Raw genomic sequence first — 20,815 nt, forward strand, 5'->3', positions numbered from 1 at the left:
CTCCGGGTTTTCGCCGATGGCATCAGGGCGACGCCCATACTGAGAGGCGCCGGGCGACTTCGGCAAGTTGTGCCGGCAGACGAAGATCCCGATGAAAGGAATGCTCATGGCAAAGTCAATGGCTGGCTCGGCGCCCGCGGCGCCGACGCGGTCCGCCAAGCCGTTCAATTCATACTTACTGAATAAGTGCATCGTCGGTTACGGCATCATCAACGGCATCATCAATGCGGTCATTTTCTATCTTATGCACCTGTCTGAGCCCGAGCTCCTCTTCAGCGAGGCCGACATCTTCCATGACTTCGCGCTTACGGGGGTTCTGCTCGGCATTCTGCTGTTCGTCATCGTGGTGCCGCTCACCCGCATGGATCTGCGCAAGGGCGTTTTCTCCGGGCCGAATGTCGCCAATCTCGGCGGCGCGGCGTCTCTCGTGCCAGCAAGCTACGCTCCGGCGCTGCTCGTGGCAACGGTTGCCGCCACTGTCTCGCTGATGGGCGTCGGTGCTTTCGCCTGCGTGCTTCTGCCGCTGCCGCTTACCGTGACGGGTCTTATGCTGCTCAAGGGCCTTGTGTGCGCTTGCGCCGGTGCCGTCGCCGGGTACATCACGATCTGCTACGTCGTGCGCTCTGGCAAAAGCGAGGCCTAGGGGGCCGGTCTGCAGAGCCGCGGTGCCCTGCTTGGGACGGGCGGGGTCGGCAGAGTGCGGCGAATCGACGCCATAGGGAGACGCAGGATGCCCTGCGTCTCTTTTTTGTGTCATGGTCTCGGTGACGTGTAGCCACTGTGGGAGGGTTGTGGCATAATAGCGAACCGTGCGCTTCCGCGGCGGATTCCCGTGGCGGATCGCCGAGGAAGTGTTCGCGCGGGCGATAAGCCCGTACCGTGTCAGGAAACGATGGAGGAACTATTCGTGGAAACTAAGGTTGAGTCCCTGGAGGGCAACAAGGTCAAGGTCACCGTCACGGTGGACGCCGCCGATATCGACGGCCGCATCAAGAAAACCTACAAGGACTTCGCTCGCAAGTACAACTTCCCGGGATTCCGCAAGGGCAAGGCCCCGCGCCCGGTTATCGACAACGCGCTGGGCGCCGAGGCGGTCGTCGGCACCGTCACCGAGGAGCTGCTGAACGGCACGTGGACGGCCGCGATCGACGAGGCCAAGCTCGCCCCGGTGGGCGGCCCGGTCATGGAGACCAACGAGATCGTGAAGGCCGGCGAGCCCTACGAGTACTCCTTCACCATCGAGCTGCGCCCCGAGGTGGAGCTTACCAGCTACGAGCCCGTGGCCATCGAGATGCCCTTCGCCGAGGCCACCGATGCCGAGATCGACGAGCAGGTCGAGGCCATGGCCGAGCACTACACCGACTACGAGGACGCTTCCGCCGGTACCAAGATGAAGCCGGAGAACTACGCCGACCTCACCATGAAGGCCACCGACGCCGACGGCAACGAGATCGCCGCGCTCGCGAGCGAGTCCCGTCTGTACGGCCCGGGCACCGGCATGTTCTCCGAGGCCTTCGACGAGGAGATCCTCGGCATGAAGAAGGGCCAGACCAAAGAGTTCACGCTCGAGATTCCCGAGGACGAGACGGCCGTGCTTCTGGCCGGGCAGGCAGGCAAGCCTGTCACCTTCGAGGTCACCTGCAACGTGGTGAAGAAGAAGGTCACGCCCGAGGTCACCGACGAGTGGGCCAAGGAGAAGATGGGCTTCGAGTCCGTCGAGGACATGCGCGAGCGCATCAAGGAGTCGCTGAATGCGCAGAAGGGCTCGCTGATGCCGCGCATCAAGGAGAACAACATCATGGTCGAGCTGCGCGACCGCGTCGAGGGCGATGTGCCCGAGTCGCTCGTCGAGCAGGCCGAGACATCGCTGCTCCAGGACTTCTTCGGCCAGCTGCAGCAGGCCGGCATGACCTTCGACGCCTACCTGGCCAGCCGGAACATCACGCCCGACCAGTTCAAGGCCGACCTGAAGGCCCAGTCCGCCGACCAGGTGAAGGAAGAGCTGGCGCTCGAGGCGTGGGCGCGCCACAACAACATGGAGATCACCGACGAGGACGTCACTGCCGAGTTCGCCAAGACCGGCGTTGAGGATCCCGCGGCGCTGGAGCAGGAGTGGCGCGACGCCGGCCGTCTGCACCTCATCCGCACCGGTCTTTTGCGCCAGAAGGCCATCGAGGATCTCATGGAGAACGCGAATGTGACCGAGGTGGACTTCGCCGCCAAGGCCGCCGAGGAGAAGAAGGCCGCCAAGAAGCCGGCGAAGAAGAAGGCTGCCAAGAAGGACGAGGCTGAAGAGGCCGCCGAGTAGCCTCGAACAAGATGCGCTTTCGGAAGGGCGGGCTTATCCCGCCCTTCTTGTTGGGGGTCTCCCAAAAGCGGGCTACGGGGTACAGCTCAGTCGCTCAGACAGTCCTCGCTCGGCAGAACAGGACATTTAGTCCTGTTCTGTTCGCTGCGGAACTCGCTTGGTGAGCAGCACCCCGTATCCCTTTAAGCTCTTACATTCTTCGAAGTGTTCCTAACCTGAACACCCCGTGTCTTCATCCTGTCTTCCATGCTCCCGTATGGGCGTTTTGCATTCGGGCTTGCATTGCGAACGGATGTATAGCAATATGATCTTGAACTATGTGAAGGCCGCTGCGAGCGGCCCTATTTACGAAAGCGAGGTATCTATGGGCATCGAACGTATGCAGAGCGGCCTGGTCCGCCCGAGCAACGCCCTCATCCCCTACGTCATCGAGCAGTCGCCGCGTGGCGAGCGCAGCTACGACATCTACAGCCGCCTGCTCAACGACCGCATCATCTTCCTCGGCGAGCAGATCGACGACCACGTGGCCAACTCGGTCGTGGCCCAGCTTCTGCACCTGGAGGCCACCGATCCGGACAAGGACATCTCCCTGTACATCAACTCGCCCGGCGGCTCGGTCACGGCCGGCCTCGGCATCTTGGACACCATGAACTTCATCAAGTGCGACGTGTCCACCATCTGCATCGGCGAGTGCGCCTCCATGGCCGCGGTGCTCCTCTCCTCGGGCACCAAGGGCAAGCGCTTCGTGCTGCCGAACTCCATGGTGCTCATCCACCAGCCCTTGGGCGGCGCCCAGGGCCAGCAGACGGAAATCGCCATCGTGGCCGACTTCATGCTGAAGACGCGCAAGCGCCTGAACAAGATCCTGGCCGAGAACACCGGCCAGTCCATCGAGAAGATCCAGCTCGATACCGAGCGTGACAACTACATGACCGCGGAGGAGGCCAAGGAATACGGCCTCGTCGACGAGATCATCTACCATCACGGCGCCATGCCCGGAGAGAAGAAGAGCGAATAAATTCTCATGAACCACCGTCACGACAATTACGGCCCCACTGACACCAATTACTTCTGCGCCTTCTGCGGCAAGACCGGAGACCAGGTCAACGCCATGATCTCCGGCCCTAACGGCATCTATATCTGCGACGAGTGCATCTCGGTGTGCGCCGACGCCATGATGCGGGACATGGGCTACGCCATGGCCCAGGAGGTGGAGATGCTGGAGGACGACCCGCGCCGCATGGGCTGGATGAACCCGCCGGCTGCCCAGGTCGAGCGCCAGGCCAGTCCCGTGGTCGACAACGCTCCGTCGCCGGCCGAGGTGCTGGGGGACCTCCCAACGCCTCACGAGCTGTACGCGCGCCTCTCGGAGCACGTCGTCGGCCAGGAGGAGGCCAAGCGCGCCCTTTCCGTGGCCGTCTACAACCACTACAAGCGCATCTCCATGGGCGCCGCCGCCCAGGAGGGCGACGTGGAGCTGGCCAAGAGCAACATCATGCTCATCGGCCCCACGGGCTCGGGCAAGACGCTTCTGGCCCAAACGCTCGCCCGCACGTTGAAGGTGCCCTTCGCCATCGCGGACGCCACCACGCTCACCGAGGCGGGATACGTGGGCGAGGATGTGGAGAACATCCTGCTCAAGCTCATCACCGCGGCCGATTTCGAGGTGCCCCGGGCCGAGATCGGCATCATCTATATCGACGAGATCGACAAGATCGCCCGCAAGGCCGAGAACCTTTCCATCACCCGCGACGTGTCTGGCGAGGGCGTCCAGCAGGCGCTCCTCAAAATCGTCGAGGGCTGCGAGGCCTCCGTTCCGCCCCAGGGCGGCCGCAAGCACCCCCAGCAGGAGCTCATCCCCATCGACACGACGAACATCCTGTTCATCTTGGGCGGCGCCTTCGTGGGCCTGGCCGACATCGTGGCCCAGCGCGTGGGCACCACGTCCCTCGGCTTCGCCAGCGAGCTGCCCGCCTCCAAGAAGGAGTCCGAGGCCGAGCTTCTGAAGAAGGTGCTGCCGGAGGACTTGAACAAGTACGGCATGATCCCCGAGTTCGTGGGCCGCATTCCGGTTATCACCTCCTTGAACGAGCTGTCGGAGGAGGATCTCGTCCGCATCCTCGTGGAGCCGAAGAACGCGCTCGTCAAGCAGTACACCCGCATGTTCGAGTTCGAGGACTCGCGCCTCACCTTCGAGCCTGCAGCCCTTACCGCCATCGCTCACGAGGCGGTGGAGCACGGCACCGGCGCCCGCGGCCTGCGCTCCATCTGCGAGCGCGTGCTCATGGACGTCATGTACGATTTGCCGGAGCACAACGGAGCCACCACGGTCACGGTGCGCGCGAGCGACATCGCTGGCGAGACGCGACCGGAGATCGTCGAGGTCGCCGACGCCACCGCTCAGGTGGCCCTTTCTGCCTAGGGCAGCGGGCCTTCTGTGCGATAATCGCCCAAGGCAATCTGGCGGGCGGCCGCGTGCGTGCCGCCCGCCTTGTTTTATACCGAGTATCCAGGGAAAGCGAGGGCAAGGGCCTATGTCCGAGGACAAGAGGAAGTCCACCGACTACGCCGCCATGGAGCGGCCCATCTTCGAGGCGTGGAAGGACGCCGGCTACTTCCAGCGCACGCCGGGCTTCGGCGAGCACGCGGGGGAGTCCTACACCATCGTCATCCCGCCTCCGAACATCACCGGCGTGCTGCACATGGGGCACGCGCTGAACGACACCATCCAGGACGCCTGCATCCGCCGCGCCCGCATGCGCGGTTTCCAAACCCGCTGGATCATCGGCACCGACCACGCCGGCATCTCCACCCAGACCAAGGTGGACAAGCGCCTGGCCGAGCAGGGCATCTCCCGTTTGGAAATCGGCCGCGAGGCGTTCATCGAGGAATGCTACAAGTGGCGCGAGGAGTACGGCACCACCATCGTGAACCAGATCAAGGGTATGGGCTGCTCCTGCGACTACTCCGACGAGCACTTCACGCTCGAGCCGGCCTACGTGCGCGCCGTGCGGAAGCTGTTCACCGACTGGTACCACGAGGACATCATCTACCGCGGCAAGCGCATCGTGAACTGGTGCCCGCACTGCACCACGGCCATCGCCGACGACGAGGCCGAGTACGTGGACGAGGCGGGGCATCTGTGGTATCTGCGCTACCCGCTCACCGAGCCGGTGTGTGGCCTGGAGTACCTGGTCGTCGCCACCACGCGCCCCGAGACGATGCTCGGCGACACCGGCGTGGCTGTCAATCCCAAGGACGAGCGCTTCGGCCACCTTGTGGGCAAGACGGTGAAGCTGCCGCTCGTGGACCGCGAGATCCCCATCTTCGCCGACTGGCACGTGGATACCGAGTTCGGCACGGGCTGCGTGAAGGTGACGCCGTCGCATGACCCCAACGACTGGGCCATGGGGGAGCGCGCCGGCCTTGAGCGCATCAACATCTTCGACGAGACGGCCCATGTCGTGGAAGGCTACGGGAAGTTCTCCGGCATGGACCGCGACGAGGCCCGCGAGGCCATCGTGGCCGCCTTCGAGGAGCTGGGCTTGCTCGATCACGTGGAGGACCACGATCACTCCGTCATGACCTGCTACCGCTGCCATACCAAGCTGGAGCCCTGGGAGTCTGAGCAGTGGTTCGTGGCCGTGGACGCCCTGAAGGAGCCGGCGGCCCGCGTGGTGGAGGACGGCTCCATCCAGTTCCATCCCGCGCGCTGGAAACAGGTGTACCTGGACTGGCTCGCGAACCTGAAGGACTGGTGCATCTCCCGCCAGCTGTGGTGGGGCCACCGCATCCCCATGTTCTACTGCGATACCTGCGGCTGGGAGGACGCCTCGGTGGAGGAGATTGAGGTCTGCCCAGTCTGCGGCGCGCCAGTGCGCCAGGACGAGGACGTGCTGGACACCTGGTTCTCCAGCCAGCTGTGGCCCTTTGCCACCATGGGCTGGACGGAGGAGGGCATGGACGCCCCGCAGATGCGCGACGCCTACCCGACCCAGGTGCTCTCCACGGCCCGCGACATCATGGGCCTGTGGGTGGCGCGCATGGTCATGGCCTCCATGTACTGCTGCGACGAGACCATTCCCTTCGACGACGTCATCATCCACCCGACGGTCATGGCCGCCGACGGCAAGCCCATGTCGAAGAGCCGCGGCAACGGCGTGGACCCTCTGCGCCTCATGGAGGACTACGGCGCCGACGGCATGCGCTTCGGCCTGCTCATGCAGGTGACCGGCGCCCAGGATCTGAAGTTCAACGAGGCGAAGCTGGAGAGCTCCCGCAACTTCGCGAACAAGGTGAAGAACGCGAGCCGCTTCGTGCTCATGAACCTTGAGGGGTATGAGCCCGGCTCTCCCGAGCCCACCACGCCGGCCGACCGCTGGATCTTCTCGCGGCTGGCCAAGATCGTCGCTGCGGTGGACGCGGCCTACGACAATTTCGAGTTCGGTGAGATCACCCGCGAGCTGTACAGCTTCGTGTGGAACGAGTTCTGCGACTGGTACATCGAGTTCTCGAAGGCGCGCTTGGGGGCCGATGCCGATCCGGCCGACCGCGCCGTGTGCCAGCGCAACCTCGTGTTCGTGCTGGGGCAGATCCTGCGCCTTCTGCACCCCATCATGCCGTTCGTGACCGAGCAGGTCTACGGCGAGATGCCCAAGGAGGATGATGCGGCGCCGATGCTCATCGTGGCCGCCTGGCCCGATGCGGGCGAGCTCGCCGCCTACGTGGACGAGGATGCCGAGCGGGCCATTGCCATGGTGTGCGAGGTGGTCGGTGCCGTGCGTTCCACCCGGGCGCGCTACGGCATCTCCCCGAAGACGGCGCTGCCCGTGGCCGTGAAGGTGGCCGACACCGCCGATGCCGCGCTGCTCATCGCCCAGGAGCACCTGGTGCGCCAGCTCGCCAACGTGGAGGAGTTCGACGTGGCCGTGGAGGCTTCCAAGCCCGCCGAGTCCGCCGTGGTGCTGGGTACGGGTCTCGAGGTGTACATCGTGCTGGCGGGGCATGTGGACTTCGCCGCCGAGCGCGCGCGCCTCGTGAAGGAGCGCGACGGCGTGGCCAAGGACGCTGCCAAGTTCGAGAAGAAGCTCGCGAACCCCGGCTTCTTGGCAAAGGCGGCCCCCGAGATCGTCGAGAAGGACCGCGCCAAGCTGGCCGACCTCACCGACAAGCTCGCGCGCTTAGATGCACAAATCGCGGAGCTGGGGTAACGCACGAGAGAGTTTGCTATAATGGGCCGACACGTCATCAATTGCACTCGAATCAGAAGAGGTTGATATGAGCGAGCTTCTTGCCCAGCTGTGGACGCCGGAGATGCAGGCGGCTTTCACCGTCGTTTTGGTCCTGCTGGTCATTTTGTACGTGCTTTCCATCGTATGGGTCGTGCGCGACGCCTATCTGCGTGGCACCGCCTGGTACATCTGGGCCGTGGTGGCGCTCGTGCCGGTGCTGGGGCTTGTGGCCTACTGCCTGCTTCGCCCGCCGCTGCTGCAGCTCGATCGCGACGAGCAGGAGCTGGAGATCGCGCTCAAGCAGCGCCAGCTCATGAAGTACGGCGAGTGCGCCAACTGCGGCTATCCCGTGGAGGCGGACTTCGTGCTGTGTCCGAACTGCCACACGCAGCTGAAGAACCTCTGCATGCGCTGCAACCACGCGCTGGAGCCCTCCTGGACGGTCTGCCCCTACTGCGCCACTCCCGTGGGCGCCCCGGCGCCGCATGGCACCCGCCAGCGCCGCCCCTCCGGCCAGGCGCGTCAGAGCCGCCCGGCCAGCCAGGGCTAGGCTTTTTCAACAAGTTAGCCTAAAGGCAGAGCCGCCCCCGTGCGGCTCTGTTTTAATAGGGGAGCACCGGAATCCCGGTGCTTCGAAACGGAGTCGGGGTAGTCAACGCCCCGGCGGAAACCGCGCAGGCGCTCTGTGCGCGCCCGGCGCGAGGAAAGGAGTTCCATGAACATCGTACTGCCCGACGGATCCGTCAAGGAGCTGGAAGAGGGCGCCACCGTCGCCGACGTGGCCGCCTCCATCGGCGCGGGGCTCGCCCGCGCGGCGCTGGCCGGCATCGTCAACGACACCCCCGTCGATTTGGACGCCGTCGTCTCCGACGGCGATTCCGTGGCCATCGTCACCGCCAAGAGCGACGAGGGCCTCGAGCTCATGCGCCATTCCACGGCCCATCTCCTGGCCGCCGCCCTCACCGATTTGTATCCCGGCGTGAAGTTCGGCGTCGGCCCGGCCATCGAGAACGGCTTCTACTACGACATCGAGCTGCCCGAGGGCGCGACTGTCTCGCCGGACGACTTCGCCGCCATCGAGGCGCGCATGGCCGAGATCGCCAAGTCTGCCGCCGCCATCACCCGTCGCGAGGTCACCCGCGACGAGGCGCGGGAGATCTTCGCCGATCAGCCGCTCAAGCTCGAGCTCATAGACGAGCTGCCCGAGGACGAGGCCATCTCCGTCTACCAGCTCGGCGACTTCACCGATTTGTGCCGCGGGCCGCACGTGCCCGACACCGGCAAGCTCGGCGCCTACAAGCTCACCAAGGTGGCCGGCGCCTACTGGAAGGGCGACTCGGACAACGAGATGCTCACCCGCATCTACGGCACGGCGTTCTTCAACAAGAAGGAGCTGGAGGAGTACCTGCACAACCTGGAGGAGGCCGAGAAGCGCGACCATCGCAAGCTTGGCCGCGAGCTGGGCATCTACATGATGGAGCCCATGGCCGGCGTGGGCCTGCCGCTGTACCTTCCCAAGGGCGCGCGCGTCATCCGCACCCTGCAGGAGTGGCTGCGCCGCGATCTGTACGAGCGCGGCTACGAGGAGGTCATCACCCCGCACATCTACAACGCGGACGTGTGGAAGACCTCGGGCCATTACGGCTTCTACCACGAGAACATGTACTTCTTCCAGATCAACGAGGGCACCGACGAGGAGCCGCGCTACTCCGAGTACGGCGTGAAGCCCATGAACTGCCCGGGGCACGTGATCATCTACAAGAACGAGCTGCACTCCTACCGCGACCTGCCGCTGCGCTACTTCGAGTTCGGCACCGTGTACCGCCACGAGATGTCCGGCGTGGTCCACGGCCTGCTGCGCGCCCGCGGCTTCACCCAGGACGACGCCCACATCTTCTGCACCAAGGACCAGGTGGTTGACGAGGTGGTCGCCATCCTGGAGCTGGTGGACTACATCATGGGCACCTTCGGCTTCACCTACGAGGCCGAGATCTCCACGCGCCCGGACAAGTCCATCGGCACCGACGACATGTGGGAGCACGCCACCGAATCGCTGAAGGAGGCCTGTGCGCGCCGGGGCCTCGCCTACGACATCAACGAGGGCGACGGCGCCTTCTACGGCCCGAAGATCGACATCAAGGTGAAGGACGCCATTGGGCGCACCTGGCAGTGCTCCACGGTGCAGATCGACTTCAACATGCCCATGCGCTTCGGGCTGACCTACCGCACCGAGGACAACACCGAGGAGACCCCCTGGATGCTGCACCGCGCCATCTTCGGCTCCATCGAGCGCTTCCTCGGCATCCTCATCGAGCACTACGCCGGCGCCCTGCCGCTGTGGCTGGCCCCGGTGCAGGTGGCCGTCATCCCCATCGCCGACCGCCACAAGGAGGCGGCGGCCGAGTTTGCCGGCGAGCTGAAGAGCGTCGGCGGCCGCGTGGAGGTCATGGATCAGAACGAGCCCATGAAAGTGAAGATCGCGAAGGCCCAGAGCCAGAAGATCCCCTACATGATCGTCATGGGCGACAAGGAGGTCGAGGAGAAGCTCGTCAGCGTGCGCGAGCGCTCGGAGGGCGATTTGGGTCAGTGGGATCGCCAGAAGTTCATCGACGTGATCAGGGACGCTGCCATCTAGACCTATAGCCAGAAACTATAGGTAACACCGCGTCAAACGGAAGGCTCCGAGGGTACACTGCCCTCGGAGCCTTTTGCGTTCCGAGGGAACGAATGCGGGATCGAGGGGGCCGGATGCCGAAGGGGCGGAAGGCCGGTGACGAGAGGAGAGGAGCATGAGAAGGACGTTTTCCACCTATGGCGCCAAGATGCGCCAGGCCAATCGGGAGGCGGTGGCGACCGTCGTCGCGCTGGCGGTCATCGTGGCCGTGTGGCTTGTGGGCGGTATCGGGCTTGCCGGCTGTGGCATAGAAGTGTTCTCGACGCCCATCTGGATCATCGGAGGCACAATCGGCCCGTGGGTCGCAGCCGTTGTCTGCGCCGTGGTGCTCGCGCGCTGCGTCTTCGCGGATTTCAGCCTCGACGATGACGCCGAGGCCGTCTCCGATGCGGCCTCTGCCGGCGCAACAGGTGCCGAAGGGGAGGAGGCCCGCCGTGGCTAGCCTCGCATCGCTCATCCCGCTCGTCCTGTTCTTGCTCGTGGCCCTGGCGGCGAGCATCGTCGTGCGTCGCCGCGCCGATGCGGCCGGGGGCGGCTTCGTCAACCGCTACTTCATCGGCAACCGCGCCCTCGGCGGCTTCGTGCTGGCCATGACCACCATCGCCACCTACGGCTCGGTGAGCTCCTTTGTGGGCGGGCCCGGCCAGGCATGGCAGATCGGCTTCGGCTGGGTGTACATGGCCGTGGTGCAGGTGACGGCGCTCGTTCTGCTCTACGGTATCTTTGGGAAGAAGATGGCGCTCATCTCCCGCAAGCTGGACGCGGTCACGGTAGTGGACGTCGTCCGCGCCCGCTACGGTTCCAATGCGCTCGCGAACGTGTCGGCGCTCGTCATCGTGCTGTTCTTCGCCGCCACCATGGTGGCCCAGTTCGTCGGAGGCGCGAAGCTCTTCGAGGCGGTGACCGGGTACTCCTACCTGGTGGGTCTGGCGCTGTTCGGGGTGGCGGTCGTCCTGTTCACCACCATCGGCGGCTTTCGCGGCGTGGCCGTGACCGATGCCCTCTGCGGCATCATGATGCTCGTGGGAATCGTGGTGCTCGCCGGGGGCATTCTGTCCGCCGGGAGCGGCTACGAGGCCATCATGACCTCCATTAAGGAGACCTCGCCTCAGATGCTTGAGCCCTTCGCCGGGGGCGCCATGCCGCCGTCTCTGTACTTCACCCAGTGGCTGCTCGTGGGCGTGTTCACCTTCGTGCTGCCTCAATCGGTGGTGCGCACCATGGGCTACAAGGACGTGAAGTCGCTGCACCGCGCCATGATCTGGGGCACGGTTATCATCGGCGCCATGATGATCGGCGTCACGTCGCTCGGCGTGCTCTCCGCCGGCGTTCTCATGGAGGATCTCGGCGCCTACGGGGGCAGCGTGGACAACATCATTCCGACGGTCATCACGGCATCGCTGCCGCCGGTGCTGGCGGGCATCGCCATCATAGGTCCAGTGGCCGCGTCCATCTCCACGGTGTCGTCGCTGCTCATCTCGTCGTCCTCGGCCATCATCAAGGACGTTTACCTGCACTGGTGCGATGACCGCGGACGCGCGCCCTCCCAGCGCTCCGTCGCCCTTTCCAGCCAGGCGGTGACGCTGGCGGTGGGCCTGCTCGTGTTCGTGCTCTCCATCGTGCCGCCGGACGTCATTTGGAAGATCAACATGTTCGCCTTCGGCGGCCTGGAGACGGCGTTTCTGTTCGTGCTCGTCTGCGGGTTGTTCTGGAAGCGGGCCAACGCCACGGGCGCTCTGCTCTCGCTCGCTGGCGGCACATTGGCCTATTGCGCCGCCATGGCCGCGGGCTTCAAAGTGGCCGATCTGCACCAGATCGTCATCGGCGTGACGGTGGCCGGCGTCCTCATGGTGGTGGGCACGCTCGCTGGCAAGCAGAAAGAAGCCGCCCGTATGGACGTCTTCTTCCCGACAGATTAAGTTCCTTTACAGCGCCGAGGGCGCCTCCTCGATGGCCTCCTTGGCCTCCAGAAACTCGGAGGCGGATTGGGCGCAGTTGGCGCCGTCGGCCACGGCAGTGACCACCTGGCGCAGCTCCTTGGTGCGCACGTCGCCGGCGGCGAACACGCCAGGCATCGTGGTTCTGCCCATGGCGTCGGCGACGATATAGCCTCCGCCATCGGTTTCCAGGTCGCCCTCCAAAAAAGCGGTGTAGGGCCTCATGCCGATGGCGATGAACACGGCCGAGGCGGCAAGCACTCGCTCGTCGTCAGTCTTCACGTTGCGCAGCTTGAGTCCCGTCACGCGCCCGCTCTCGCCCGTGATGAACTCCTCGGCAACGCTGTCCCAGCAGAACTCGACGTTGCCGAGCTCGCGTAGGCGTTCATGGTAGATGGCCGTGGCTCGCAGCTTGTCGCGCCGGTGCACCAGGTACACCTTGCGGCAGATGCGGGACAGGTAGATGACGTCGGCCGCCGCCGTGTTGCCGCCGCCGACCACCACCACGTCCTTGTCGCGATAGAAGTTGCCGTCGCAGGTGGCGCAATAGGATACGCCGCGGCCGCGCAGCTCATCCTCGTGGGGCAGCCCGAGCTGGCTGGCCACCGCGCCCGTGGCCACGATGACCGTGCGGGCGAAGTAGGTGTTAAAGGGTGTGACGAGCTTGTTGGGCTCGGCGGAGAAGTCCACGGAGGTGACGTCTTCCATGATGGCCTTCGCCCCGAAGGAGAGGGCCTGATCGTACATGTCCATGGATAGCTCGAAGCCGCTGGTGGATCGGGTGTAGCCGGGGTAGTTCTCCAAGTGCTCGGTTTGGGCGCACTGGCCGCCGGGGGAGAGGCGCTCGAATAGCGCGGTGGAGAGTCCGGCGCGGGCCGCGTACAGCGCCGCCGTGAGACCGGCTGGGCCCGCGCCGATGATGGCGAGGTCGTACACCTCCTGGCCCTCATCGGGCCCCACCGGCGCGCCCATGCGGTTGTCGGTAACTTGGTCAGTCATAGTCGTGAGTCTCCCTCGGGCGGGACCACGCGGTATTCTGATTCGCTCAGACAGTCCTCGCTCTGCGAAACAGGACATTTAGTCCTGTTTCGTTCGCTGCGGAACTCGCTCGGTCAGAACACCCCGTGTTCCCGCTAAACATTGCCACGGTTGAAGCTAGAGCATCGCCAAGATGTTCTGCTTGGGCTGGGCGCCGAGGCGCTCATTTTTGATCTGGCCGTTCTCGAAGACGATGAGGGTCGGCACGCTGGAGACCTGGTACTTGAAGGCCAAGTCCGGACTCTGATCGATGTCCACCTTGTAGACGGCCACCTGCCCCGCCTTCTCGGTCGCGATCTCGTCGATGACCGGCGCCACCATACGGCACGGGCCGCACCAGGTGGCGAAGAAGTCGACGAGCACCGGGGTCTTCGCCTCGAGCACCTTCGTCCGGAACTCGTCAGCCGTTTTGATTACCTCAGCCATGATATCCTCCTAAATGGATGTTCGTATAGCGCGGAATGGGCCGAACTCGCCTTGGCGCGCATCGGCTGGGATCCGCTTCCGCCTGGTATTCTAGCCAAAGGAGCTGCCGACGCGACGCCGCGTCAAGGGGCTGACACGAAACCGTGGCACAGACGGCAGATAATCTGCGGCTGAATCGCTCACGTCTTCAACAGTCTGTCATCGCCGCTCCCTGCATGCTGCCCACATTCGCTAAAATGCCTATAGTGGACTTGAATACCGCGCGTTCGCGCAGGGGAGAGAAAGGAAGCGTCATGGCGGTCGATCTGGTCTCGCTGGCCCTCATATCGCTGGTGTCCGTTGCGTGTCCCATCATCGCCGGGCTCATTCCGGGCAAGCCGATTCCCGAGACGGTGCTCCTTCTTCTGGCTGGGGCGCTGCTCGGCCCTCACGGGCTCGGCGCCATTCAGTCTACCGATGCCATCAACCTGCTGTCCGATTTGGGCCTCGCCTTTTTGTTCCTTCTCGCCGGCTACGAGATATCGCCGAAGAGCCTCACCGGCACGGAGGGGAAGCGCGGCGCCGTCACCTGGGCGGTCACCTTCGCCATCGCGTTCGTCGTCGTGGCCATTTGGCCGACGCTGTCGGCCTTCGAGCTGGACGGCCTGGCCGTGGTCATTGCGCTCACCACCACGGCCATGGGCACGCTTCTGCCCATTCTGCAGGAGCGCGGCATTCTGGGCACGCGGATGGGGAACGAGATCATCGCCTACGGCACCTGGGGCGAGCTGCTTCCCATCATCGCCATGGCGCTTCTGCTCTCGACCCGGGCCACCTGGCAGACGGTGGTCATCCTCCTCGCCTTCCTCGCCATCGCCGTGGCGGCCGCCGCTGTGCCGAAGATCGCCGAGCGCATCGGCGGCTACGTGCACCGGTTCATCGTCGCCAATGCCAACACCAACACGCAGATGGTCATCCGTTCGGTGAATCTGCTGCTCATCGGCCTGACGGCTGTTTCTGCCGTCTTCGATTTGGATATCGTGCTCGGTGCCTTCGCCGCCGGCTTCATCCTGCGCTATCTCATTCCTGAGGGCGACCAGACCATGGAGATGAAGCACAACGCCATCGCCTACGGTTTCCTCGTGCCGCTGTTCTTCGTGGTGTCCGGGGCGAAGGTGGACGTGCGGGCCATCGGAGACGAGCCGGAGCTTTTGGGGCTGTTCATCCTCCTTCTGCTGTTCGTGCGCGCGCTGCCCATCTTCGTGGGCCTCTCCACGGGACGCGAGTCGCGCACCATGGACGTGCGCGAGCGGCTCACCATCGCCTTCTACTGCACGACGGCGCTTCCCATCATCGTGGCCGTCACCAGTGTGGCTGTCTCCGCCGAGGCCATGAGCCAGCAGACCGCCTCCGTGCTCGTGGCCGCCGGCGGCGTCACGGTGTTCCTCATGCCGCTGCTCGCCTCCGTCATGGCCCATTCGGTCAATGCCGATCTGGGCGAGGCGCTGCATGAGATCCGCGAGCAGCCCCGGGCCGTGGCCCATATTCTGGCCGAGCACCGCCGTCGCGAGCGCGAGCTGCACCGCCAGCTGAAGGCGCGCCTGGCCGCAGCGGGCGCGCGCCATGCCGACACCTTTGACCTCACCGAGCGCTGCCCCGGGGGCGTCTGCAACGTTCCAGATTCCGAAGACGACGGCCATTAGGTAGATGGCACCCTCGGCACTTGCCCCTTCTGCTACAATGCAAAGTTGCGCCTTGAGGGCGCTTACTAACCCACACCGTTTCACGCAAAGGAAGCACCCATGCAGGAAACTGATATGAAAGAGAAGCTCCAGAAGATCATGGAAGCCTATGACGAGCTACAGGCCAAGATGGGCGATCCGGCAGTGCTCGCCGATCAGAAGGAGTACAACCGCTTGGCCAAGGAGTACGCCTCCCAAGGTCCGCTCGCCAAGAAGGCGGCCGAGTACGTGAGCGCCATGGACGACTTGGAGGCGGCTAAGGAGATGCTCTCCGACGCCGACATGAAGGAGTTCGCCCAGGAGGAGATCGCCTCCATCGAGGCCAAGCTGCCCCAGCTGGAGGAGGACATCAAGTTCATGCTCATCCCGGCCGACCCGGCCGACGAGAAGGACATCATCGTGGAGATCCGCGCGGCGGCCGGCGGCGACGAGGCCGCCATTTTCGCCGGCGACCTCTACAAGATGTACGAGCGCTTCGCCGCGGCCCAGGGTTGGAAGACCGAGACCATGGACGCCTCGCCCTCCGAGGCCGGCGGTTTCAAGGAGATCCAGTTCAAGGTGAAGGGCGATCATGTGTACTCGGTCATGAAGTTCGAGTCCGGCGTGCACCGCGTCCAGCGCGTGCCCAAGACCGAGTCCCAGGGGCGCATCCACACCTCCACGGCCACCGTGGCCGTGCTTCCCGAGGCCGACGAGGTGGAAGTGGAGATCAACGAGGGCGACCTGCGCATCGACGTATACCGCGCTGGCGGCCCGGGTGGCCAGTGCGTGAACACGACCGACTCCGCCGTGCGCATCACGCACCTGCCCACGGGTCTCGTGGTGCAGTCCCAGGACCAGAAGTCGCAGCTGCAGAACAAGATCGCGGCCATGGCCGTGCTGCGCGCCCGCCTCTACGAGAAGATGCTCGCCGAGCAGCAGGCCGCCGAGGGCGCCGAGCGCCTGGCCCAGATCGGCTCCGGCGATCGTTCCGAGAAGATCCGCACTTACAACGGGCCCCAGGACCGCGTGACCGACCACCGCATCGGGTTCAACTCCACCTACAACGGGGTGCTTCTGGGCGACAACCTGGGAGATGTGATCACGGCTCTGCAGGCGGCCGACCGCGCGCAGAAACTCGAGGCTGCCGTCTAATGAGCGAATGGACTGTCAAATCTGCCCTCGATTGGACAACTGAATACCTCGAAGGAAAAGGGGATGAGAATCCCCTTCTTTCTTCGCAGTGGCTTCTGGGGGAGGCAACGGGTCTATCTCGGGTTCAGCTTTATATGAACTACGATCGGCCGCTCTCGGAGGACGAGCGTGGGGTGCTGCGCGACTATGTGCGGCGGCGCGGGTCCGGGGAGCCGTTGCAGTACATCACCGGGGAGGTGGCCTTCCGACACATCACGGTGAAGGTGCGGCCCGGCGTGCTCATTCCGCGGCCCGAGACCGAGGTGCTTGTGAGCGAAGTGCTGGCGGCTCTACCGGCGCCCTGCCCCCGTGACGTGGCGTGGAATCCCGAGGCCGCCGAGCAGGAGCGCGAGGCCGTCGCCGCCGTGAAGAAGGCCCTGGTAGAGGCGGGGGAATCCGTTTCCCCTTCGGAAAATACCGAATCGAACGAGACCGAGGAAGATGTCGCCGTAGGGGGCGACTTTGGTCGCTCCTCGTCTGCAGGCATGGATGAGACTCGCAAAAGCCTTCTTGTGGCCGACCTGTGCACGGGATCCGGCTGCATCGCCTGCTCGCTGGCCTACGAGCACCCGAATGTGCGGGTCATCGCCACGGACATCGCCTCAGAGGCGGTGGCGCTCGCCAAGGAAAACGCCGAGGCTCTGGGGCTCGCCGATCGTGTGGCCGTGCTGCAGTGCTCGCTCGGATCCGGCATCGGCGAGAAGCGCATGGGCACCTTCGACGCCGTGGTTTCCAACCCGCCCTACGTGCCCACCGCCGTCATGGCCGTCATTCCTCGCGAGGTGGCCGACTTCGAGCCGACGCTCGCTCTGGACGGGGGCGCCGATGGGCTCGATCTGTTCAGGCCTCTGGCCGCCTGGGCCGCCCGGGCCCTGAAGCCCGGCGGCGTGCTCGCCTGCGAGTTGCACGAGGGCCATATGGATGCGGCCCGCGCCGTGGCCGAGGCCGCCGGATTTTCCGACTGCCGCATCGTGGACGACCTCGCCGGTCGCCCCCGCGTGCTTGTGGCGAGACGCTAGGAAGGACAACGCTCATGGCCCTGGAAAACCTGAGAGAGACGTTGGATGCAGCCCAGGCGATGATGGGAGAGCGTCTCGGCGCATTCCGGCCGGAAGTCGGTCTCATTTTGGGATCGGGGCTCGGCCCTCTAGCCGAGCGCATCGCCGACCCTATCTTCATCCCCTTCGGCGAGGTGCCCGGCATGGGCGTGTCCACGGCCAACGGGCACGTGGGGCGCTTCGTGGCCGGCGAGCTGGGCGGCAAGCGCGTGCTCGCCATGCAGGGGCGCCTTCACGGCTACGAGGGCTATACCGCTCAAGAGGTCGCCTTCCCCGTGTGGCTCATGGCCCGGCTCGGGGCGGCAACGCTTGTCACCACCAACGCCGCCGGCGCCATCAACGAGTCCTTTCGTGTCGGCGACTTCTGCATCATGACCGACCAGCTGAACTTCACGGGCCGCAACCCCGTCACGGGCACCGAGCCCGACGCCATGGCCCCGCGCTTCTTCAGCATGCTGGACGCTTACGATCCGTCTCTGCGCCAGCTGGCCCGACAGACCGCCGAGGCGTTGGCCATCCCCGTGCAGGAGGGCGTCTACCTGGGCCTGCTCGGCCCGTCCTTCGAGACGCCCGCGGAAATCCGGATGTTCCGCGCGTGGGGCGCCGATACCGTGGCCATGTCCGTGTGCGAGGAGGTCATCGCCGCGCGGCATGTGGGGCTGCGCGTGCTCGGCATCTCGCTCGTGAGCAACATGGCCTGCGGCGTTGAGGGCGCGAGCCCCTCCGACGAGGAGGTTCACGAGGTGGCCCAAACAAGAGAAGCCGACTTCTGCCGGCTCCTCGAAGGAATTCTGCAAGCGATGTAGTTGGTCGCTCGAAAGCACTTTTGCTCGTTTTGGACAAATGATGCTCCGAATGAGCTCCCGTCAGCGGAAGGACATTCGCAGGGTGGCCATAATTTATGAATTAGGTTAACGACTCTTTGAAAACGAGGCTTGTGAAAGCATAGAAACCGGGTAAAGTTCGATGCTGCGGTTCACTCGGAGCGTATTTTGTCCAAAATGAGAAAAGTGCTCTTCCTTGGAAACAGTTCTGGGCTGATGCGGCTCGGAGGATCTGCCCGCTAGTCCTGCGCGAGCGCGATGGTGCGCGCGTCGGCGGGAATGTCGGCGCCCCAGTAGAGGATGCCCTGTTCGGCCAAGTCGCGTCCAATGGCGGCATAGCCCCGGGCCGCCTCGCGGTTGCCCTCGATCTCCTCCAGGGTGAGCTGGCGGCGCACCTTCGCCGGCACGCCCACCACGAGCGACCCCTCCGGCACCTGCGTACCCTCGGTCACCAGAGCGCTGGCGGCCACCAGCGAGTTCGCGCCGATGACGGCCCCGTTCATGACGACGGCCCCCATACCCACGAGCACGTTGTCTCCGAGCGTGCAGCCGTGCACCACGGCCCCGTGTCCGATGGTCACGCCGCGGCCCACGATGCAGTCCTGGTTGAAATCGAGGTGCAGGCAGCTGTTCTCCTGCACGTTGGAGCCCTCGCCCACGACGATGCGGCTGCCGTAGTCGCCGCGCAGGGTGGCGTTGAACAGGATCGTGGCGTCCTTGGCCACTTCCACCTGGCCTACCAGCGTGGCGTTGGGGGCGATGCGCGACTCGGGATGTACGGTGACTTGGCGGTAGTTCATGGGGTCTCCTCGCGACGAATTCCAAAGGTCAGCCCCACATATTACTGTTCTTCTGAAGCGGCGAAAACACCCAAACGGTTGGAATCGTTGCGAAGATCTGCGGTGCGCCCGTCTTTTTTAGGCCTCATGCACCGTGAAGGCGAGGGCGGCGGCGCCGGTGATGTCGCCGAAGGCCCATCCCTTGGCAGAACGGCTTGCGCTTGTCGGGTCGTGCAGCACGATGCGGGAGTCCTTGTCGATGTCGTCGAGCACCACCACCGAGGCAGCGGGCGCGAAGGTGCCGGGCTGTGTGACGACGAGCACGGGCACGTTCGAGACGATGGCGTGGCGCAGCGTCCGGTCGTCGACGGCCATGGGCTCGACGGCGAGCCCGAAGGCGGAGCCCGCTTGCTGCAGGAAGGCGCCGATGGTGTCGACGCCGGCGGCCGTGAGATCATGGTCGGTGGCCCATTGCGCGAACTCGACGGGAGTGTAGGTGGTGTCGCCGGTCGCCGCCACATAAGCCATGGCCAGGGACACCGGCGCCGCGCCGGTGGAGGCGAGCGTGGCCTGGCCGTAGGGCACATCGGCCCAAGAGGTGTCGCTTTGGTATAGCGAGGGCACTACGCCCTGCTCCCACCGGTCCACGGCCGTGCTCTGGGCGGTGCCCGCATCAGCGGTGGCGTAGGGCGAGTCGGCCGCCGCAGGCGCCGGCAGCAGCCACCAATAGGCCAAAAGCGCCACAAGGAGCAGCACCAAGGCCGCGGCCACCGCGAAAATCGCCAGACGCAGCCCTTGGTGGGCCCGCATCATGGGAACGAGCCCCTGGGCCTTCAGCTCGGAAAGCTGCGGATGGTTCGAGGCATAGGCGCGGAAGGCGTGCCATGACGGCGTGAGCATCGGATGCTCGGCGCGGTCGGTCAGCTCGAGGGTGACGGGGTCGGGAACGAAGTTGCTCGCGGCGACGGCGCGCGGGTGCAGCGAGGCGGCGCGGACGGGGCGCCTCGCTTGCCCGGTGTCCTGCGGCCGCGCGGCGCCCTGGGGGCTGGCTGCAAGGGGAGGGCGCGGAGAGCGGGGTTTCGGCTTCGCTGTGGAACCGCTCGGAGGGACGGTACCGGTAGCCGACAGCTTGCGACGATGGACGGTGGCGGTACTCATGGCCGTATCCTCTCCTGAATAGACGTTTCCCTTTCCCGACCAGTTTACGGAAGGGGCGATCGGCGGGGATGACGGCTCGTCAAGCGTCACGGCGGCGCGGCCCATTTGTCACCGCTCGTGCCCGTTTCGTCAGATTCCCGAAAAAATATGAGCGAAAAGCCTTGCGAATGTCCACGAGAGTGCTAAACTCCCGAGCCAAGTTAATACCGATGAAATGCGTTGACGAGGAAAAGTAGGGGCGAACCCATCTGAAGAGAGCCTGCGGTTGGTGCGAGCAGGCGGTGGGCGACCCGAACAGCCACCTCTGAGCAGTTCGGTGCGAACGACCTTTCGGTTGACAGGCTTACCGCCGGGCCGAAGGGGGCAAGTAGCGTCGGACCGGCGACACCGTTATCTGTCGTAGAGCCTCCCTGCGCGTCGTCGCGCGGGCGTCTCGTTTTCCGGCCCGGTGCATCTTGCAGCGGGTTTTTGTGTTTTCGGCGTTGGAA

17 protein-coding genes are annotated in these 20,815 nt (G+C 65.0%); 13 read left to right on the plus strand and 4 right to left on the minus strand.

Features of this window, described 5'->3' with window-relative positions; genetic code table 11:
- Positions 1–106: 106 nt before the first annotated feature.
- The 9 genes from NE591_RS02425 (at position 107) to panF (ending at position 12,132) form a co-directional block, all read left to right on the plus strand.
- On the plus strand, positions 107–643 hold the full coding sequence (locus NE591_RS02425; RefSeq protein ID WP_022740012.1) for a hypothetical protein: 537 nt from the start codon (positions 107–109) through the stop codon (positions 641–643).
- A 264-nt stretch (positions 644–907) separates the two neighbouring features.
- The gene (gene tig, locus NE591_RS02430) at positions 908–2,308 is read left to right on the plus strand and encodes a trigger factor (protein ID WP_256156279.1); all 1,401 of its coding nucleotides are present in this window, start codon (positions 908–910) and stop codon (positions 2,306–2,308) included.
- Positions 2,309–2,687: 379 nt separating this feature from the next.
- On the plus strand, positions 2,688–3,326 hold the full coding sequence (gene clpP, locus NE591_RS02435; RefSeq protein ID WP_114540283.1) for an ATP-dependent Clp endopeptidase proteolytic subunit ClpP: 639 nt from the start codon (positions 2,688–2,690) through the stop codon (positions 3,324–3,326).
- A 6-nt stretch (positions 3,327–3,332) separates the two neighbouring features.
- Positions 3,333–4,730, plus strand: a complete 1,398-nt coding sequence (clpX, locus tag NE591_RS02440; protein WP_161127849.1) for an ATP-dependent Clp protease ATP-binding subunit ClpX — start codon at positions 3,333–3,335, stop codon at positions 4,728–4,730.
- A gap of 112 nt (positions 4,731–4,842) precedes the next feature.
- Positions 4,843–7,518 (plus strand): valine--tRNA ligase, encoded by a 2,676-nt coding sequence (locus NE591_RS02445; protein WP_173112805.1) that lies wholly within the window; start codon positions 4,843–4,845, stop codon positions 7,516–7,518.
- A gap of 67 nt (positions 7,519–7,585) precedes the next feature.
- Complete coding sequence (locus NE591_RS02450; RefSeq protein WP_117284824.1) at positions 7,586–8,089, plus strand: zinc ribbon domain-containing protein; 504 nt, start codon at positions 7,586–7,588, stop codon at positions 8,087–8,089.
- A gap of 165 nt (positions 8,090–8,254) precedes the next feature.
- The gene (thrS, locus tag NE591_RS02455; protein WP_173112807.1) at positions 8,255–10,174 is read left to right on the plus strand and encodes a threonine--tRNA ligase; all 1,920 of its coding nucleotides are present in this window, start codon (positions 8,255–8,257) and stop codon (positions 10,172–10,174) included.
- A 154-nt stretch (positions 10,175–10,328) separates the two neighbouring features.
- A complete protein-coding gene (locus NE591_RS02460; RefSeq protein WP_173112809.1) occupies positions 10,329–10,655 on the plus strand; it encodes a DUF997 family protein in 327 nt (108 codons plus the stop codon).
- Positions 10,648–12,132 carry a sodium/pantothenate symporter gene (gene panF, locus NE591_RS02465; RefSeq protein WP_173112810.1) on the plus strand — a complete coding sequence of 495 codons (1,485 nt, stop codon included), beginning with the start codon at positions 10,648–10,650 and terminating at the stop codon, positions 12,130–12,132. The genes NE591_RS02460 and panF overlap by 8 nt, the downstream gene beginning before the upstream one ends.
- 6 nt (positions 12,133–12,138) lie before the next feature.
- Here the strand turns inward: panF and trxB are convergent, their stop codons facing one another.
- Both trxB and trxA read right to left on the minus strand, forming a co-directional pair.
- Positions 12,139–13,149, minus strand: a complete 1,011-nt coding sequence (gene trxB / locus NE591_RS02470) for a thioredoxin-disulfide reductase (protein WP_197746000.1) — start codon at positions 13,147–13,149, stop codon at positions 12,139–12,141.
- A 156-nt stretch (positions 13,150–13,305) separates the two neighbouring features.
- Positions 13,306–13,614: a thioredoxin gene (trxA, locus tag NE591_RS02475; RefSeq protein WP_173112812.1), complete on the minus strand. Its 309-nt coding sequence runs from the start codon at positions 13,612–13,614 to the stop codon at positions 13,306–13,308.
- Positions 13,615–13,907: 293 nt separating this feature from the next.
- On the opposite strand from trxA, the gene NE591_RS02480 reads away from it, so the two are divergent.
- From NE591_RS02480 to NE591_RS02495, 4 genes are all read left to right on the plus strand, one after another.
- Positions 13,908–15,296: a cation:proton antiporter gene (locus NE591_RS02480; protein WP_173112815.1), complete on the plus strand. Its 1,389-nt coding sequence runs from the start codon at positions 13,908–13,910 to the stop codon at positions 15,294–15,296.
- A 99-nt stretch (positions 15,297–15,395) separates the two neighbouring features.
- Positions 15,396–16,469 (plus strand): peptide chain release factor 1, encoded by a 1,074-nt coding sequence (gene prfA, locus NE591_RS02485; protein WP_256156280.1) that lies wholly within the window; start codon positions 15,396–15,398, stop codon positions 16,467–16,469.
- The gene (locus NE591_RS02490) at positions 16,469–17,527 is read left to right on the plus strand and encodes a HemK/PrmC family methyltransferase (protein ID WP_173112818.1); all 1,059 of its coding nucleotides are present in this window, start codon (positions 16,469–16,471) and stop codon (positions 17,525–17,527) included. Before prfA ends, NE591_RS02490 begins: the two co-directional genes overlap by 1 nt.
- A 14-nt stretch (positions 17,528–17,541) precedes the next feature.
- Positions 17,542–18,372 (plus strand): purine-nucleoside phosphorylase, encoded by an 831-nt coding sequence (locus NE591_RS02495; protein WP_173112821.1) that lies wholly within the window; start codon positions 17,542–17,544, stop codon positions 18,370–18,372.
- A gap of 257 nt (positions 18,373–18,629) precedes the next feature.
- Here NE591_RS02495 and NE591_RS02500 read toward each other — a convergent pair whose 3' ends face one another.
- Both NE591_RS02500 and NE591_RS02505 read right to left on the minus strand, forming a co-directional pair.
- Entirely contained in the window at positions 18,630–19,190 is a 561-nt protein-coding gene (locus NE591_RS02500; RefSeq protein ID WP_173112824.1) for a gamma carbonic anhydrase family protein, read from the minus strand.
- A gap of 117 nt (positions 19,191–19,307) precedes the next feature.
- The gene (locus NE591_RS02505) at positions 19,308–20,327 is read right to left on the minus strand and encodes a hypothetical protein (protein WP_173112827.1); all 1,020 of its coding nucleotides are present in this window, start codon (positions 20,325–20,327) and stop codon (positions 19,308–19,310) included.
- Between the last annotated feature and the right edge of the window lie 488 nt (positions 20,328–20,815).

It is taken from the genome of Adlercreutzia sp. DFI.6.23, from assembly GCF_024462535.1.
GTDB lineage: Bacteria > Actinomycetota > Coriobacteriia > Coriobacteriales > Eggerthellaceae > Adlercreutzia > Adlercreutzia rubneri.

Bases quoted from the DNA above. Each gene is read 5' to 3' on its own strand.
- NE591_RS02425 (WP_022740012.1), top strand. From the start codon at position 107: ATGGCAAAGTCAATGGCTGGCTCGGCGCCCGCGGCGCCGACGCGGTCC.
- clpP (WP_114540283.1), top strand. From the start codon at position 2,688: ATGCAGAGCGGCCTGGTCCGCCCGAGCAACGCCCTCATCCCCTACGTC.
- clpX (WP_161127849.1), top strand. From the start codon at position 3,333: ATGAACCACCGTCACGACAATTACGGCCCCACTGACACCAATTACTTC.
- NE591_RS02445 (WP_173112805.1), top strand. From the start codon at position 4,843: ATGTCCGAGGACAAGAGGAAGTCCACCGACTACGCCGCCATGGAGCGG.
- NE591_RS02450 (WP_117284824.1), top strand. From the start codon at position 7,586: ATGAGCGAGCTTCTTGCCCAGCTGTGGACGCCGGAGATGCAGGCGGCT.
- thrS (WP_173112807.1), top strand. From the start codon at position 8,255: ATGAACATCGTACTGCCCGACGGATCCGTCAAGGAGCTGGAAGAGGGC.
- NE591_RS02460 (WP_173112809.1), top strand. From the start codon at position 10,329: ATGAGAAGGACGTTTTCCACCTATGGCGCCAAGATGCGCCAGGCCAAT.
- trxB (WP_197746000.1), bottom strand. From the start codon at position 13,149: ATGACTGACCAAGTTACCGACAACCGCATGGGCGCGCCGGTGGGGCCC.
- trxA (WP_173112812.1), bottom strand. From the start codon at position 13,614: ATGGCTGAGGTAATCAAAACGGCTGACGAGTTCCGGACGAAGGTGCTC.
- NE591_RS02480 (WP_173112815.1), top strand. From the start codon at position 13,908: ATGGCGGTCGATCTGGTCTCGCTGGCCCTCATATCGCTGGTGTCCGTT.
- prfA (WP_256156280.1), top strand. From the start codon at position 15,396: ATGCAGGAAACTGATATGAAAGAGAAGCTCCAGAAGATCATGGAAGCC.
- NE591_RS02490 (WP_173112818.1), top strand. From the start codon at position 16,469: ATGAGCGAATGGACTGTCAAATCTGCCCTCGATTGGACAACTGAATAC.
- NE591_RS02495 (WP_173112821.1), top strand. From the start codon at position 17,542: ATGGCCCTGGAAAACCTGAGAGAGACGTTGGATGCAGCCCAGGCGATG.
- NE591_RS02500 (WP_173112824.1), bottom strand. From the start codon at position 19,190: ATGAACTACCGCCAAGTCACCGTACATCCCGAGTCGCGCATCGCCCCC.
- NE591_RS02505 (WP_173112827.1), bottom strand. From the start codon at position 20,327: ATGAGTACCGCCACCGTCCATCGTCGCAAGCTGTCGGCTACCGGTACC.